Below are 14,454 nucleotides of genomic sequence, written 5' to 3'. Positions count from 1 at the left end.
TTCAAAACTGGATGAAGCGATAGAGGAGATTGATGAGTTGTTTGCAGATTCTCGTGTTTCCGTTTATGTAAACGGTGACATTTACAAACCACTACTGGACGTTGGTTTTCTAAATGCGCACACAAAGTTATTCAAAGACAAAGGTTTAAATATTTTTGGAAAAGATCTATATAAAGATGAAATTAAAGAGATCACATGGACAACTGAAAAATGGGGACTTAAAGGAGCAAAAAAGCATAATGCTTTAGCCGTGCACATACAATTAGTGTTGGGAGATTTAGATCCCATTTTAAAAATAAACATAAATACACAACCAAATATCATTGAATACCCATTTGACTATGAAGAACCGATAGACGACAAAGTTCTTGAACATTTTAAAAGAGAATTATTAAAGGCCATGATGAAGGAAATCAAACTATCAATTTGATGTATCAAGCTTATTTCATCATTTTGCAAAATATTTCCTAATTCAATTTAGCGTGCATTAACGTAGAGTAAGGTAATCTGATAAGATTAGGCCATATTTAAACCAAATGAACAAAATACGAGTTAAAAATTTCGGCCCTATTCAAAATGGGATTGAGAATAACGGTTTTCTTGACATCAATAAAATCACTATTTTCATAGGTAATGAAGGATCTGGCAAGGAATGTATGGCTAAGCTTATCTCCACAATGAGCTGGTTGGAAAAAACTTTGTTCAGGGGTGAAATTAAAGAATCTTATGTCACTAGTTATAATAGATTCGTAAAAGAATATTGTAATTATCAAAACCTGGCTAATTATTTTTCAGATGATACTGAGATAGATTTTGTTGGTGAAGTCTATGACATGAAATTCCGTGAAGGAAAATTGACACTATCTGCTAAAAATGCAGAAAGTTATAAAGTACCTAAAATCATGTATGTACCGGCAGAGAGAAATTTCTTAAGTGCAGTTGAAAACCCAGATAAACTTAAAGGTTTACCAAAATCTTTATCTAAATTTTGGGAAGAGATGCAAAAAGCACTTCGTGAGCTATCAGGCAGTATTAAACTTCCGATAGGAGATGTTAGATTTGAATATGACAAAGCAAATAAGATACCTCGAATTGTCGGAAAATCTTATCGCCTAAGACTGTCAGAAGCATCTAGCGGGTTTCAGTCCTTCGTTCCATTATACCTGGTGTCACACAATTTAGCTACATCAATAGAGAAAGAAAGAGATACTTCCAGAAATGAATTGAGTGCTGAAGCACAACGGAAGTTGCAAAATGAGATCGCAAAAATCATTAGTAATGAAAAGCTTTCCACCGAACTGCGTGAAGCCGCATTAAAGTTACTTTCATCTAAATATCGGAACGACACATTTCTTAATATTGTTGAAGAAATTGAACAAAACCTTTTTCCTTCATCTCAAATGTCTGTGTTATTCACACTCTTAGAATATGCAAATCTTCATGAGGAAAATGGTCTTATTCTAACAACTCATAGTCCATACATCATAAATTATTTAACGCTCAGCATACAAGCAGAACATTTACATAATCGAATAGCTAACAGCAATAATAATGATAAAGAAGGCCTATCAGAACGTCTTAACGATATTGTACCTTTAAAATCATGTATTAAGGGTACTACTGTAACCGTATATCAGCTTGAAGATAACGGAAAAATCGTTAAACTTCCTGATTATGAGGGATTACCTAGTGATCAAAATTATTTAAATATTTTTCTGGAAAAGGGCAACAGATTATTCGACTCTTTATTGGAAATTGAAGGGGAGTTGATATGATTAATTTTTTTGACGTAGCTTGTAGGCACGAAGGAATAACCGATAGTCAATTCGGTATTTGTGATAATCAAAACGGAACTGTTGCATATATCGATACCGAAAATCAAGACGAATGGATTGCAACTGTAAATAACCCAGAATGCACACCGGTTTGTTTTACTGCGATAGACAATTGCATCGAAATTAGAAGAGACAACGGCGATATGGATTCTAGATGCGATGGAATGATTGATTACAATGAAAATATTGTTTTTATAGAATTAAAGAACCAAATAACTGGTGGTTCGCCCAAAGAAGGTTTAAACCAGCTTGAAAATACGATTCTCCATTTTCAACAAAACCATGATATTAATTTTTATAAGTATAAAAGAGCTTTTGTTGTCAATAAAAAAAGAATACACTTTCAGACGATCGAAAATGAACTTAAAAGACGCTTTTTCGATAAGTATCGTGTCAGAATTAGCATAGGTGGTGAAATCAATATTTAATAATAAACCTTCGACAGATATTCAGAATATGGCTATACAAATAGGGCAAACAACCTATTCTCACCCTGATAGCAGAATAATTTGAATATTAAAAAGCCGACTGATTATTGAAAATACTCTTTTACCACATCTTCTTTACATTTAATACTGTACTTGATTTTTCCCATAAAATGTCTCCAATAATTGTTTACTTTTTGGAGGCACTTCCATCCCAATAGGCTTTAAATATCTAGTAACACCAACATCATTGATTATCCATTTGATTATGAAAAAACAATAGATATGGAAGTTCTTGAACATTTCAAAAATTATTATTAAAAAGTATCATGAAGCAAATCAAACTGTCAATTTAAAATCTCGATAATCTATAGCGTGCACAACATGAGTTAAATAAAATAGCAAATAAGCGTAGAAGCTAAAAAAGCCCACTGGAGAATCTAAAATCTTCTTCAGCAGTATGAGCGTCTAAAATACTCCAATTATACGGTTTCCCGTATCCTAATCTAATCAAAGGTTTTTATCTTCGATACACACAGGTATTCACAATATCATTTGTTTTTAATTATCAATTGAAGTTGACAATTCAATTATTTTTCAGTATATTGTAAAGTAATTTATTTTCCAATATTAATCTAAAAAATTCAATTTAAAATAACGCTACTATCTGATAGAAAATCGAACATTATACCGATAAACTATCAGTACCCCTTATCAAGTGCTATATATAAGATTATTGCAAAGGGGGATAGTGAATATGCCAACTTTTTACACGAGTCTGGATATGGAAAGGGGTAATTTTTAACTAACCAAATTAACTGACATAAGAATAACACAGTATAAAAATATGAGATTATATTTTAAACTCTCTGAATCTACAGATCCTATTCCATTCAACTATCAACACTTATTAACGAGTTCGATTAATAAATGGCTGGGAAAAGACAATGAAGAACATGGAAAAACAAGTCCATACTCTTTTTCATGGATTCAAAACACAACTTCTTCAAAATCTGGAATTTATTTAAACAAAGATTCTTATTTTTTCATAAGCTCTTTTGATGAGCCATTATTAAAGAGAATTCTAATTAGTGTATTAGAATCTCCAACCCTTTTTTATGGAATTTCAATAATTGACATTCAAATCATTGAAACCCCTCAATTTAATTCATTAGAAAGATTCCTATTAAGTAGTCCTATTTTACTCAGAAAAAAAGAAAATAATTCATCAAAACATGTGACCTATAAAGATGATGATTTTGAAGATCTACTAACGGAGAACATTAGAAAAAAGCTAAAAAAAGCAAATATAAGTATTGAAGGAATTAAAGTTTCACTTGATAAAAATTATCGCTTTCCAAAAACAAAACTCGTCACCTACAAAGGAATAGAAAATAAAACTACTCTCGCCCCCATTATAATTGAAGGTTCTCCCGAGCAAATAACCTTTGCTTGGTTAGTGGGCATTGGTGAATCTACGGGAATCGGCTTTGGAGCATTAAAATAAACCATAATGGAAAAATACTACGTTGTAAAATATTCTGGTCCATTTGGTTTTATAAAACCATGGACGGCAGTACGTGATAGTGAAACCTTTTCTCAACAGTTTTTAACGCCAAGTATAGTTGAAGGTATTGAAAAGAAATTATTTCCGGAATTATTGAAGGAAGTTGGTATAAAAAAGATTATAAGGCATAGGTTATCTTATACTCAAATAAACCAGCAACAAGAAGTTATCCAAACAAGAGGTTGGAATTCGACAAAGAAAGGAAAGCAGCTTTTATTTGAACGACCGACAGCTATCATACTTAGAGGTGTTTTATTAGAGCCGGTACTTCATCTAGCATTTGCGACAAAAGCAAATGCAGAAAGAGCTTTTCAACAGCATATTTGTTTATGTAGAAATGAAGATATCCTACTTCCTGTCGAATTAGTTGAAATTACTAAAGAAGAATTTGATATGGAAGAAAATTTCAACGGATATGAATTGATTTTTGAAAATACAGATTCATCCTTTCAAGTTGGCTATCACAGACAAACTAAAGAACCAATGTTTGGAAGAATTCACATCGTTGGAACTCCCGTAAAATCGTTCTAGTGAATATGGAACTACTTGCGAAATCCGCTCCAGAATGGACGACATTAAAAGCACATACTAACCATGTATTGTGCGTTGTTGTAAAATTTGCGGAGTACTTGGGGTATAACATAGATATTGCGCGCAATGGTGCAATTCTTCATGATATAGGCAAAGCTCATAGCTATTTTCAGAATAAAAGATTAAAAGGTGAAAGCCGTCGAGGCGATATATTCCGTCATGAGATTGCCTCTTTATTTTTCCTTTCTTGCTTTCCAAAGATCAATGGAACGAGTTGATCGAAATGGTAGTAGGACATCATAAGTCAATTCTTAATGATCAGAGTGAATTAGGATTACTAGACCTAGAAGAGGCTTATGATTACATCGAATTTCATATTAAAGGTTGGGAAACATGGAGTATAGAAGCTATTAAATTGCTTAATGACCTAGGTATCAAATGTGAAATTATTTCTAAACAAGAAGCACTGAATAACTTGCAATATTGTATTGATTATTGTGATAATGAAGTAAATAAAAAAGAGTATTCCAAATGGAAAGGTCTACTAATGGGTGCGGATCATTTTGCTTCTGCACTTATTAATAAAACGGAATTGGAAACAAGAAGACTATTTAAAATACCTGATTTAAGTTTTTACAACCGGCAGCACCCACTATATCCATTGTCCTACAAAAACACAACATCCCCAAAAAAACATACTATAGTTATTGCTTCCACTGGGGCAGGAAAAACTGATTACCTATTTCGGCGATGTAAAGGACGGGTATTTTATACATTACCTTTCCAAGCATCTATCAATGCTATGTTCAAAAGAGTCGGATTAGACTTGGAAGCCAATAATCCAAATTTGGATATTCGTGTTTTGCATTCAACATCTGTTATTGTAAAACGAAAAAAGGAGGAAGAAGTAGCTTTACAAAGTTTGTTAGGCTCATCAATAAAAATACTAACTCCTCATCAACTGGCAACAATTGCATTAGGAATGAAAGGATTTGAGGCTATGATCCTTGATCTTCAAGGTTGTGATATTGTATTAGATGAAGTACATACTTACTCTGGTATTTCTCAAGCTCTAGTTTTGAAAATAATTGAAGTCTTAAAATCGATTGACTGCTCCATCCATATAGGCACAGCAACTATGCCGACCCTTCTATATCAACGTGTAAAAAAATATTAGGAGACGATACCTTAGAGGTAAAATTAAATAACGATGAACTTGACCAATTTGACCGTCATGTGGTTTACAAACTGCCTAATTTTGATTCAGCGAAAAAAACTATTGATAAAGCTGTAGAAGAAAAAAGGAAAATATTGATCGTAATGAATACGGTACAACAATCTCAAGTTGTGTACAACTATATACAAGAAGTATATAATAATATTCCTTCACTATTATTACATAGCAAATTTAAACGTGGTGACAGAAACGATAAAGAAAGACAATTACTTGGGTTAGATGAAAACGGACAATCTACTGGTGAATATAATACCTCAACAGAAGCCTGTATTGTGGTTTCTACACAAATTGTGGAGGTGAGTTTGGATATTAGTTTTGATGTAATGATTACAGAATCTGCACCATTAGATGCTCTTGTACAGAGATTTGGCAGAATCAATAGAAAAAGAGCAGAAGAAACTATTGGCAAATTAAAAGATGTTTATGTGATAGCTCCTGGCGAAACAGACAAAGAAGCTAGACCCTATGATCTAAGTATTTTACAAAAGTCATTTGATACATTAGAAAACGGAAGGCCTCTGCGAGAAAGAGATTTACAAAATAAGATAGATCAAGTTTTTACTGAGATAGATCTACTAACCATTGAAGAGCACAGTGTTTTTAAATCCAATGGCAAATTTACATTATCAAAATTAACACATCGCAGCAAAGCAATCTTGTTTGAGTTACTAGAGATTGATAGTGTAAGTTGTATCACAGAAGATGATGTAGAAAACTATGAGAACGGCGATTTTGAAATAAGACTGCAACTTGAAATCCCAGTTAGCTACTGGTCTGTAGCAAAAATGGAACAATCGAAAAAAGGCAATAGACCCTTTATTATTCCGGAAATAACCTACAGCAAAGAGCTAGGGCTTGATGCGGGAAAAATAAAGCAAGAAAATTTAAATGTGCTAAACCAATTTTTATGATTACGACATTAATAGGAAAAACATTTTTAAAAGCATATAACGAAAAATATAATCAAAACTATTCTGCTAAAGGGTTTTTTGAAAAAGAATACTTTGAGCTTTTTTTAATCATAATAAGTATATGCAATGGGTAACAAACTCACCCTTTGTTCAGATGAAAGCAGGTCAAAAACCAGAGAAGTTGTCCATTGAAGAAAGACTAGAGAAGCTACAAAATCTATTTCATAAAATAGATTTTGAAATACCTGATGCAAGTTTCGCAATTGGTTTTCCTGCTTCAGAAAACAAAGAGTATGCAAGTACATCTGGATTAGTTTCTAATATTGATATTGATACAAATCAAGATGACATCTATCTTTCTTGGATAGGCGCTGGACTCGGAATCGGTGTTGCTGGTGGATATAATCTATTGATTAATGATAGTGAAATCACTCTCAAAACATTTGAAGGATGGAAACATTATCGCAAATATTTAAACGATCCAAGCTTACAAAAACTAAGAGGAAATCAAATAAACTCTTGGAATGGTCAGTGGCTAACCTATCGATTAGGAAATCGATTTGATAATGACTTTGATTTTGCAACGTTGGAACATGAAAACATATTTAAGTCAGAAAATACCTTGGCAGAAGTCAATACGGTTAACTGGTCAAACTTATTTTTTAGCTTATCAAATCTTTATCCTGAACAAACGCTCAACACCTATATCTATAGCCTAGGACAAACCAATAAGACCATTGGTTTTATTCCGATGTATTTAAAAGCAGGTAAAAAATTAAAAAATGTTTACAGCCAATTATTCCATAGCGAAACTGCATTCAATAATAAAGAATTTCAAGCCTTATTTGGTATGCATATCAAAAGAGCTTGTGAACTAGGTAATATAGGTTTACACACTTTACGACCTGATAATTTAAAAAAATATATGGAAGATGCTAAAAACCTTTCATTCAAAAAAGAAGAAGACAACATTATTTATCAATCTTATAAAACTTGGTTAATCGCTATGCTATCAAAAAACAAAGAAGAAATTACGGATTACACCTTGGAACTAGCAAAGCTAATTCAAAGATATAGAATCGATTCGAAAGGTACAGAAGGAATGAACCTTATTAAAAATGACCTCTTGGGTGCTAAAATCAAGAAAAAATTTATCGAAGCCCTGACTGAAATGGTTAATAGCCTGAGCAGTTCTGATCTTGAAACCTTGAAAAAGCTAAAAGATGAAGTACACTTAATGACTAATGAGGAGTTTGCTTACTTCAATACATTATTAAAATTTGACTACGCATTTATAGAAAAAAAATCATAAAAAAACAAAAGATTTCAGTTATGAGCAATACGATTTATATTAGAACATTAAAAAGAGCAGAGCATACTGTATTTTGTGTTTCAGACGGTCAGAAATACTACTATGATGCGCAATTCAATAGAAGAATTCCATTCTCAAGTGGTCAACAAGTAAAACGTTCAATTTTGGACAGCATTAGTGAAGTTTTGAATATCATACCTAGTCCAACGACATTCTTATTTGATATTACAAAACAAAAGGAACTAAAAGAAGGAGAAGTGTATGGCACATGTGACCCTTCCTATCCTGATCAGCTACTGGGTGGCTGGATGAAAGCGGCAAAAGGCGGTAAAGATAGAACCTTAAAAAGAAGAAGTCCATTATCAATCTCTGCTATGAGAGGATTACACCCTCTTCTTGCTGGTATTGATAATGATAATGCCTCTTTCGACAGAGTGATAGACCTAATAATAAAGTAATAGTAAGAGATGAAAAGGGAAACCAATTATCAGAGGAGCAAATTGTAGCGTTTCTTGAAGGAAAAGACCGTAGTTTAAGCCGAAAATGGATTCCAGAACAACGAAGAGCATCTGGATTATTCATTTCTGACATTGCTATTGATTTAAGACGATTATTTACTGTTAGCTTAAATTCCTTTGAGCCAGAAATGGCTGATGATACCATAGAGAAATTAAAATCTGAGGGTTGGTTTGAATCAAAAAATGTATTTGGTGATTGTTTAGTTGCACCAAAAGAATTGAGAGAAAAACTGGTTAAAGCATTGGCGAACGCTATTATTAATTGGCGCATAACTTCGAATCAATCTAGAACATTTAGCTTAATGGATACATTAGCCATTTCAATCAGTGATAATGCTAACTTGATTGCAGGAAGCATTAGGCTAAATTGTCCGAAGAAGATTCTAACAAAGCGCAACCTATTATTGACGAGTCTTTAACAAACGTTGAAACATATATAGCACTACAAGCTGGTGGCTACATTCAAACAAAAGGTGAAACTGCCGATGCTCTTGAACGTGCAGAAAAAGCTTGATAGATAAAATGATGGGATTCGATTACGAAAACCAAATTTAGAAGGCAAAAATCAACAAGTAAATCGTATCCGATAAATACGATTTACTTGATAAATTTACTGTGAAACCTAAATAAAAAGACCATGCAAATCACAGGAACTCATATCGCCTACCTCCACACCTGCCATCGTAAACTTTGGCTATTTGCAAATGGCATACAAATGGAACATACTTCTGAAACAGTAGCCGAAGGAAAATTAATCTCGGAAACGACCTATCTAGATCGGTCAAGAAAGTATACAGAACTAGCCATAGATGGAATTAAAATAGACTTCTATGATGCCAAAAATAAAGTTATTCATGAGGTGAAAAAATCTAACAAAGTAGAACAGGCTCATCTGGCTCAAGTAAAATATTACATGTATATACTATCACGAAACGGTGTTCATGACCCCAGTGCACTACTGGAATATCCAAAATTAAAACAACGTGATACGATCCACTGGAATGATGAAATTATGACATTGGGAAATCAATGGGAGAATGAAGCACTCGAAATCATCACTCAAAAATATAGTCCTCCCTTAGTTAAACTGAATATTTGCAAAAACTGCAGTTACTACGAGTTCTGTTTTATACATGAAGACGAATAAATACATAAAATATAATAATATGTTATTGCAATTAAAAATCCAGATTAAAAACATTACGAAACCTCCAGTGTGGAGAAGATTACTAGTACCAGACTATTTTACATTTGATAGGTTACATAAGGTAATACAAGAAGCTTTCGGATGGGAAAACTACCACTTGTATCAATTCTCTCCTAAAGGTTTAGGATCCTACCCCGAAATAGCCATTATAGACGAAGAATGGGATGAAGGTAATACCGAGGATGCAGAAAAAAAATGCTTAAAGAGGTACTTAAAAAGAAAGGACAAAAATATACCTATATCTACGATTTTGGTGATGAGTGGACGCATCAGATTACTATTGAAGAAGTGATTGATAAACATACAATATGGTCAGAATTAGTAGACGGTAAAGGTGCATGTCCTCCAGAAGATTGTGGGGGTACCTGGGGGTATGAAAATGTGAAAGTTGTTATGAATGATCCTAATCATGAAGAATATAACGAAATACGAACGTGGTTAGGAATTAATGAAGATGAGAAATGGAATCCTCTTTTTTTCGATTTTGAAGCTACAAAAAAAGAGTAGCAGCTGTATAACTTCTGTGCGATGAAAAAACTTACTATTTATTTAATCCAGGCCGAATGAGCCGGAAAGATAATACCTTAAAATTTACACCTGTAGATGAAGATAGTATAGAAGGAACTCCTAAATATATTCCTGTAGAAGGTGTGTCTGATTTATTTTGTTTTGGAAGTCTAGATGCTAACAGTGCTTTATATAATTTTCTTGGTAAAGCTGGCATTGCTGTTCACTTCTTTGACTATTATGAGCATTATACTGGCTCTTTTGCTCCAAAAGAATATCTCCTAGCTGGAAAAATGCAAATTGAACAAATTAAGCGATATATAGATAAAAAAAACGGATAGAAATTGCGAAGAAGTTCGTTTCAGGAGCAACATTCAATATGGGAAAAAATTTACGCTACTATATCAATCGTGACAAAGACCTCTCTCCTATTCTAGAAGTAATGGACCATTATGCATTGTCTATAGATAGCACTATAGCGATTGATGAGCTAATGGGGATCGAAGGTAATATTCGTCAGACCTATTATTCAGCGTTTGATACGATTATCTCTGCTGATTTTCAGATGGAAAACCGTAGTAAACGTCCTCCACAAAATGAAATCAATGCCTTAATATCGTTCGGGAACATGCTATGCTATACCTTATGTCTGAGTCAGATTTATCATACGCAACTAAATCCTACAATTAGCTTCCTACATGAACCTGGATATCGGCGATATTCATTGGCCTTGGATATTGCTGAAATATTTAAACCACTATTGGTAGATCGTTTAATTTTTCGTTTACTTAACAAAAAAGAGATTCAAAGTAAAGACTTTGATCATCAGGTAAACAGTTGCTTATTGAAAGAGTCGGGTCGTAAAACTTTTGTGAAAGTATGGGAAGAACGTATTAATGAAACTTTTAAACATCCTGTATTGAAACGAAATGTGAGTTATAAACACTTAATAAAGTTAGAATGCTACAAACTAACTAAACATATTTTGGGAATGGAAGAATATAAACCTTTTAAAGCGAGATGGTAATATGTATGTAATACTGGTATATGATATGGGTGAAAAACGTGTAGGAAAAATGTTAAAACTTTGCAGGCGTTACTTAAATTGGATCCAAAACTCGGTCTTTGAAGGAGAAATTACTGAAGTCAAATTAAAAGAGTTACTTTTCTCTGCTAAAAACATGATGGAACCGGAGGAGGATAGTATCTTGATATTCAAAAGCCGCCAAGAAAAATGGCTCGAAAAAGAGGTGTTGGGTAAAGAAAAAAACAAATTGGACAATTTTCTATAAACTATACTTATGTCGTCGATGATGATGGCAACTACCTGCTCTTTGAAATATTATTATGAAAATTATGCATAAAGCAGCGCTGCGACTGCTTTAAATGCAGTTGTCGATGTCTAGGTATTTTCATGCTATTAGATAGCGACTAATTTCTTGCTAAGTTTTTAATAAAAAAATATGATTTCAAGACAATGAATACTATATTTGGATGCCGTTACCTACGGCCTTTAATCGCACCATATAGGAATTGAAACGGCTTTACCAACGGATAACCCCTATCTTCCTAAATCCCTTTAATCGCACCATATAGGAATTGAAACATAAGAAGAGATGCAGTTGCTAGAGGTGCGCGATCCAACCTTTTATCGCACCATATAGGAATTGAAACATTGAAATAAAGGAATCGCTTAGTCGATTATTTAAACCTTTAATCGCACCATATAGGAATTGAAACTTATTTTATCTTACATCTTAGCTGTTGTTACAATTAACCTTTAATCGCACCATATAGGAATTGAAACTCGGTGTTCATCCATCTTAATAAGCTGGATTCAACCTTTAATCGCACCATATAGGAATTGAAACGGAGTTAGAGCAGGTTAAGCAACATAACATGGATAACCTTTAATCGCACCATATAGGAATTGAAACGAACTAGACCCTACTGTAAATCCTGAAAGTCCTTGGCCTTTAATCGCACCATATAGGAATTGAAACCAACTGCTAATTGTCAGCAGGATCAACAATAATACTACCTTTAATCGCACCATATAGGAATTGAAACTGATTCTAGCAGCTTTTACAGTTTTTATCTTTTTTACCTTTAATCGCACCATATAGGAATTGAAACTTTTGCAAACTCTGCCCTAATAGACGGATCATTACCTTTAATCGCACCATATAGGAATTGAAACAAGGGTAAGGCTGTTGAGCTTTACACGAAACCCCTGCCTTTAATCGCACCATATAGGAATTGAAACACGCTTATTCTATTTTTATCGAACTTATTTTTTGAGCCTTTAATCGCACCATATAGGAATTGAAACAGTACAAAGGAGTTATCAGATAAATTTTGTGATAACCTTTAATCGCACCATATAGGAATTGAAACGAGTTTGACAGTATGGGGTCACAAGATCGTGGTATCCTTTAATCGCACCATATAGGAATTGAAACAGATTTAATGTTGCAAAAGAACCTGGTTTCAACATAACCTTTAATCGCACCATATAGGAATTGAAACAATGGTTCTGTTGCTTTCTCTAATGGAAGATTAGAAACCTTTAATCGCACCATATAGGAATTGAAACTAAGCTATCGGATATATTTCTTTCTTTTCGTTCACCCCTTTAATCGCACCATATAGGAATTGAAACACACTAGGATCGGATTATTTTTCTACAAATCATTCTCCTTTAATCGCACCATATAGGAATTGAAACTCAGGTCAGGGAAAATTAAGGTTTGAGATATTTAGCAACCTTTAATCGCACCATATAGGAATTGAAACATGTAAGTTATTTTCAAAAGACTTCATGTCTTCCGACCTTTAATCGCACCATATAGGAATTGAAACTAAGATGAATCTACTTTTACTACTGAGTTATGGTTTCCTTTAATCGCACCATATAGGAATTGAAACTTAGTTGCGGCAGGTGCTGCGGCATACAACATGGCTCCTTTAATCGCACCATATAGGAATTGAAACAGTGTTGATAAGGTTAAACTTTCAACTGTAGAAGCAACCTTTAATCGCACCATATAGGAATTGAAACGTTCTAATAATAGTACCATTAACTTTATTACGATAAACCTTTAATCGCACCATATAGGAATTGAAACTTACCTAAGCATTTTAATTACTGTAAAAACATCGTCCTTTAATCGCACCATATAGGAATTGAAACTTAGTTGCTGCAGGTGCAGCAGCGTATAACATGGCTCCTTTAATCGCACCATATAGGAATTGAAACTAAATAGGCAACAAACAGAAGTTGGAGGTGCTAATGTCCTTTAATCGCACCATATAGGAATTGAAACAGGCAGTAGAAAACAATACAGTAGCTACAGTAAAGACCTTTAATCGCACCATATAGGAATTGAAACAATAACGCAATAGAAGATAACACCTCCGCCACTCTAACCTTTAATCGCACCATATAGGAATTGAAACATTAGTATTTATATGATCTGTAGGCGCTAACCAAGCCTTTAATCGCACCATATAGGAATTGAAACAAAAGTAATTCCTGAGCCATTTTGCTGATGATTAATACCTTTAATCGCACCATATAGGAATTGAAACTCAATTCGTGACTTGGTAAACGGCGACCTTGTTCGACCTTTAATCGCACCATATAGGAATTGAAACCGATCTTTTAAACCTGTAATATCAACAATAACCTTATCCTTTAATCGCACCATATAGGAATTGAAACATGACTCCCCTATTGATTGCGATATATTGGCAATAGCCCTTTAATCGCACCATATAGGAATTGAAACTTGCTAAAACAAATGTTATTCCTGGATTAAGAAAACCTTTAATCGCACCATATAGGAATTGAAACATAATATCGGCGATTATGTTTCGAAAAGTGTCGCAGCCTTTAATCGCACCATATAGGAATTGAAACTAGTTACCGAATTCGATATCGCCACGTCATTAACTACCTTTAATCGCACCATATAGGAATTGAAACTAGGAGCAACTATCGCTGGTTCTGTTCAATCAGGAACCTTTAATCGCACCATATAGGAATTGAAACAATATTGTTGAAGATTGGGGAGTTATGTTTTTTCCTGACCTTTAATCGCACCATATAGGAATTGAAACGTGTTATCAATGATCAATGATCTTATAAAATAATCCCTTTAATCGCACCATATAGGAATTGAAACAATTTTAAGAGGTACAGGGTGTGCTTTAGATAAAGCCCTTTAATCGCACCATATAGGAATTGAAACGGTACAACACTTCGACAGTTAAATCCTATGTAGCACCCTTTAATCGCACCATATAGGAATTGAAACGTAGTTGAAATGAAGGAAAGACTGTCAATAGGAATTACCTTTAATCGCACCATATAGGAATTGAAACAAGGTAGATCCTGATAAA

13 protein-coding genes, 2 pseudogenes and 1 CRISPR repeat array are annotated in these 14,454 nt (G+C 33.7%); all 15 genes and pseudogenes read left to right on the top strand.

Annotated features, from left to right (window positions below; all coding sequences use genetic code 11):
- Nucleotides 1–430, top strand: a 430-nt coding sequence (locus L950_RS30875) for a hypothetical protein (protein ID WP_037526341.1), incomplete at its 5' end; no start/stop codon positions are given.
- Nucleotides 431–536: 106 nt separating this feature from the next.
- Nucleotides 537–1,775 carry an AAA family ATPase gene (locus L950_RS20000; RefSeq protein WP_021190362.1) on the top strand — a complete coding sequence of 413 codons (1,239 nt, stop codon included), beginning with the start codon at nucleotides 537–539 and terminating at the stop codon, nucleotides 1,773–1,775.
- A complete protein-coding gene (locus tag L950_RS19995) occupies nucleotides 1,772–2,263 on the top strand; it encodes a hypothetical protein (protein WP_021190361.1) in 492 nt (163 codons plus the stop codon). The genes L950_RS20000 and L950_RS19995 overlap by 4 nt, the downstream gene beginning before the upstream one ends.
- 844 nt (nucleotides 2,264–3,107) lie before the next feature.
- Nucleotides 3,108–3,767, top strand: coding sequence for a CRISPR-associated endoribonuclease Cas6 (gene cas6 / locus L950_RS19990; RefSeq protein ID WP_021190359.1), 660 nt, complete (start codon nucleotides 3,108–3,110; stop codon nucleotides 3,765–3,767).
- 6 nt (nucleotides 3,768–3,773) lie between these two features.
- On the top strand, nucleotides 3,774–4,358 hold the full coding sequence (locus tag L950_RS19985) for a hypothetical protein (RefSeq protein ID WP_021190358.1): 585 nt from the start codon (nucleotides 3,774–3,776) through the stop codon (nucleotides 4,356–4,358).
- 5 nt (nucleotides 4,359–4,363) lie between these two features.
- A complete protein-coding gene (locus L950_RS30870) occupies nucleotides 4,364–4,636 on the top strand; it encodes a CRISPR-associated endonuclease Cas3'' (protein ID WP_197086592.1) in 273 nt (90 codons plus the stop codon).
- A 5-nt stretch (nucleotides 4,637–4,641) separates the two neighbouring features.
- A complete protein-coding gene (locus L950_RS30865) occupies nucleotides 4,642–5,535 on the top strand; it encodes a DEAD/DEAH box helicase (RefSeq protein ID WP_231577473.1) in 894 nt (297 codons plus the stop codon).
- A gap of 59 nt (nucleotides 5,536–5,594) precedes the next feature.
- Nucleotides 5,595–6,506 (top strand): CRISPR-associated helicase Cas3', encoded by a 912-nt coding sequence (gene cas3, locus L950_RS30860; RefSeq protein WP_197086590.1) that lies wholly within the window; start codon nucleotides 5,595–5,597, stop codon nucleotides 6,504–6,506.
- A gap of 154 nt (nucleotides 6,507–6,660) precedes the next feature.
- Complete coding sequence (locus L950_RS19975) at nucleotides 6,661–7,818, top strand: hypothetical protein (RefSeq protein WP_197086589.1); 1,158 nt, start codon at nucleotides 6,661–6,663, stop codon at nucleotides 7,816–7,818.
- 20 nt (nucleotides 7,819–7,838) lie between these two features.
- Nucleotides 7,839–8,276: a hypothetical protein gene (locus L950_RS30855; RefSeq protein WP_197086588.1), complete on the top strand. Its 438-nt coding sequence runs from the start codon at nucleotides 7,839–7,841 to the stop codon at nucleotides 8,274–8,276.
- A gap of 188 nt (nucleotides 8,277–8,464) precedes the next feature.
- Nucleotides 8,465–8,755: a hypothetical protein gene (locus L950_RS30850; RefSeq protein ID WP_197086587.1), complete on the top strand. Its 291-nt coding sequence runs from the start codon at nucleotides 8,465–8,467 to the stop codon at nucleotides 8,753–8,755.
- 218 nt (nucleotides 8,756–8,973) lie between these two features.
- Nucleotides 8,974–9,483 carry a CRISPR-associated protein Cas4 gene (locus tag L950_RS19965; RefSeq protein WP_021190357.1) on the top strand — a complete coding sequence of 170 codons (510 nt, stop codon included), beginning with the start codon at nucleotides 8,974–8,976 and terminating at the stop codon, nucleotides 9,481–9,483.
- A pseudogene (locus L950_RS37505) lies at nucleotides 9,470–10,050 on the top strand (plasmid pRiA4b ORF-3 family protein). The gene L950_RS19965 and the pseudogene L950_RS37505 overlap by 14 nt, the downstream one beginning before the upstream one ends.
- A gap of 56 nt (nucleotides 10,051–10,106) precedes the next feature.
- Nucleotides 10,107–11,077 (top strand): annotated as a pseudogene (gene cas1b, locus L950_RS19955) (type I-B CRISPR-associated endonuclease Cas1b).
- 1 nt (nucleotide 11,078) lies between these two features.
- Nucleotides 11,079–11,342, top strand: coding sequence for a CRISPR-associated endonuclease Cas2 (gene cas2, locus L950_RS19950; protein WP_021190355.1), 264 nt, complete (start codon nucleotides 11,079–11,081; stop codon nucleotides 11,340–11,342).
- A gap of 218 nt (nucleotides 11,343–11,560) precedes the next feature.
- Nucleotides 11,561–14,436: a CRISPR direct-repeat array (repeat unit 30 nt; unit sequence CCTTTAATCGCACCATATAGGAATTGAAAC).
- Between the last annotated feature and the right edge of the window lie 18 nt (nucleotides 14,437–14,454).

Origin of the sequence: Sphingobacterium sp. IITKGP-BTPF85, assembly GCF_001006065.1 — a bacterium.
Classification (GTDB): Bacteria; Bacteroidota; Bacteroidia; order Sphingobacteriales; family Sphingobacteriaceae; genus Sphingobacterium; species Sphingobacterium anhuiense.
Note: the sequence above shows the minus strand (reverse complement) of the source record. Positions and strands in the feature narration are given on the sequence as shown.

Bases quoted from the DNA above. Each gene is read 5' to 3' on its own strand.
- L950_RS19975 (WP_197086589.1), top strand. From the start codon at position 6,661: ATGAAAGCAGGTCAAAAACCAGAGAAGTTGTCCATTGAAGAAAGACTA.
- L950_RS30865 (WP_231577473.1), top strand. From the start codon at position 4,642: ATGGTAGTAGGACATCATAAGTCAATTCTTAATGATCAGAGTGAATTA.
- L950_RS19995 (WP_021190361.1), top strand. From the start codon at position 1,772: ATGATTAATTTTTTTGACGTAGCTTGTAGGCACGAAGGAATAACCGAT.
- cas6 (WP_021190359.1), top strand. From the start codon at position 3,108: ATGAGATTATATTTTAAACTCTCTGAATCTACAGATCCTATTCCATTC.
- cas2 (WP_021190355.1), top strand. From the start codon at position 11,079: ATGTATGTAATACTGGTATATGATATGGGTGAAAAACGTGTAGGAAAA.
- L950_RS30850 (WP_197086587.1), top strand. From the start codon at position 8,465: ATGGCTGATGATACCATAGAGAAATTAAAATCTGAGGGTTGGTTTGAA.
- L950_RS30870 (WP_197086592.1), top strand. From the start codon at position 4,364: ATGGAACTACTTGCGAAATCCGCTCCAGAATGGACGACATTAAAAGCA.
- L950_RS19985 (WP_021190358.1), top strand. From the start codon at position 3,774: ATGGAAAAATACTACGTTGTAAAATATTCTGGTCCATTTGGTTTTATA.
- L950_RS19965 (WP_021190357.1), top strand. From the start codon at position 8,974: ATGCAAATCACAGGAACTCATATCGCCTACCTCCACACCTGCCATCGT.
- L950_RS20000 (WP_021190362.1), top strand. From the start codon at position 537: ATGAACAAAATACGAGTTAAAAATTTCGGCCCTATTCAAAATGGGATT.
- L950_RS30855 (WP_197086588.1), top strand. From the start codon at position 7,839: ATGAGCAATACGATTTATATTAGAACATTAAAAAGAGCAGAGCATACT.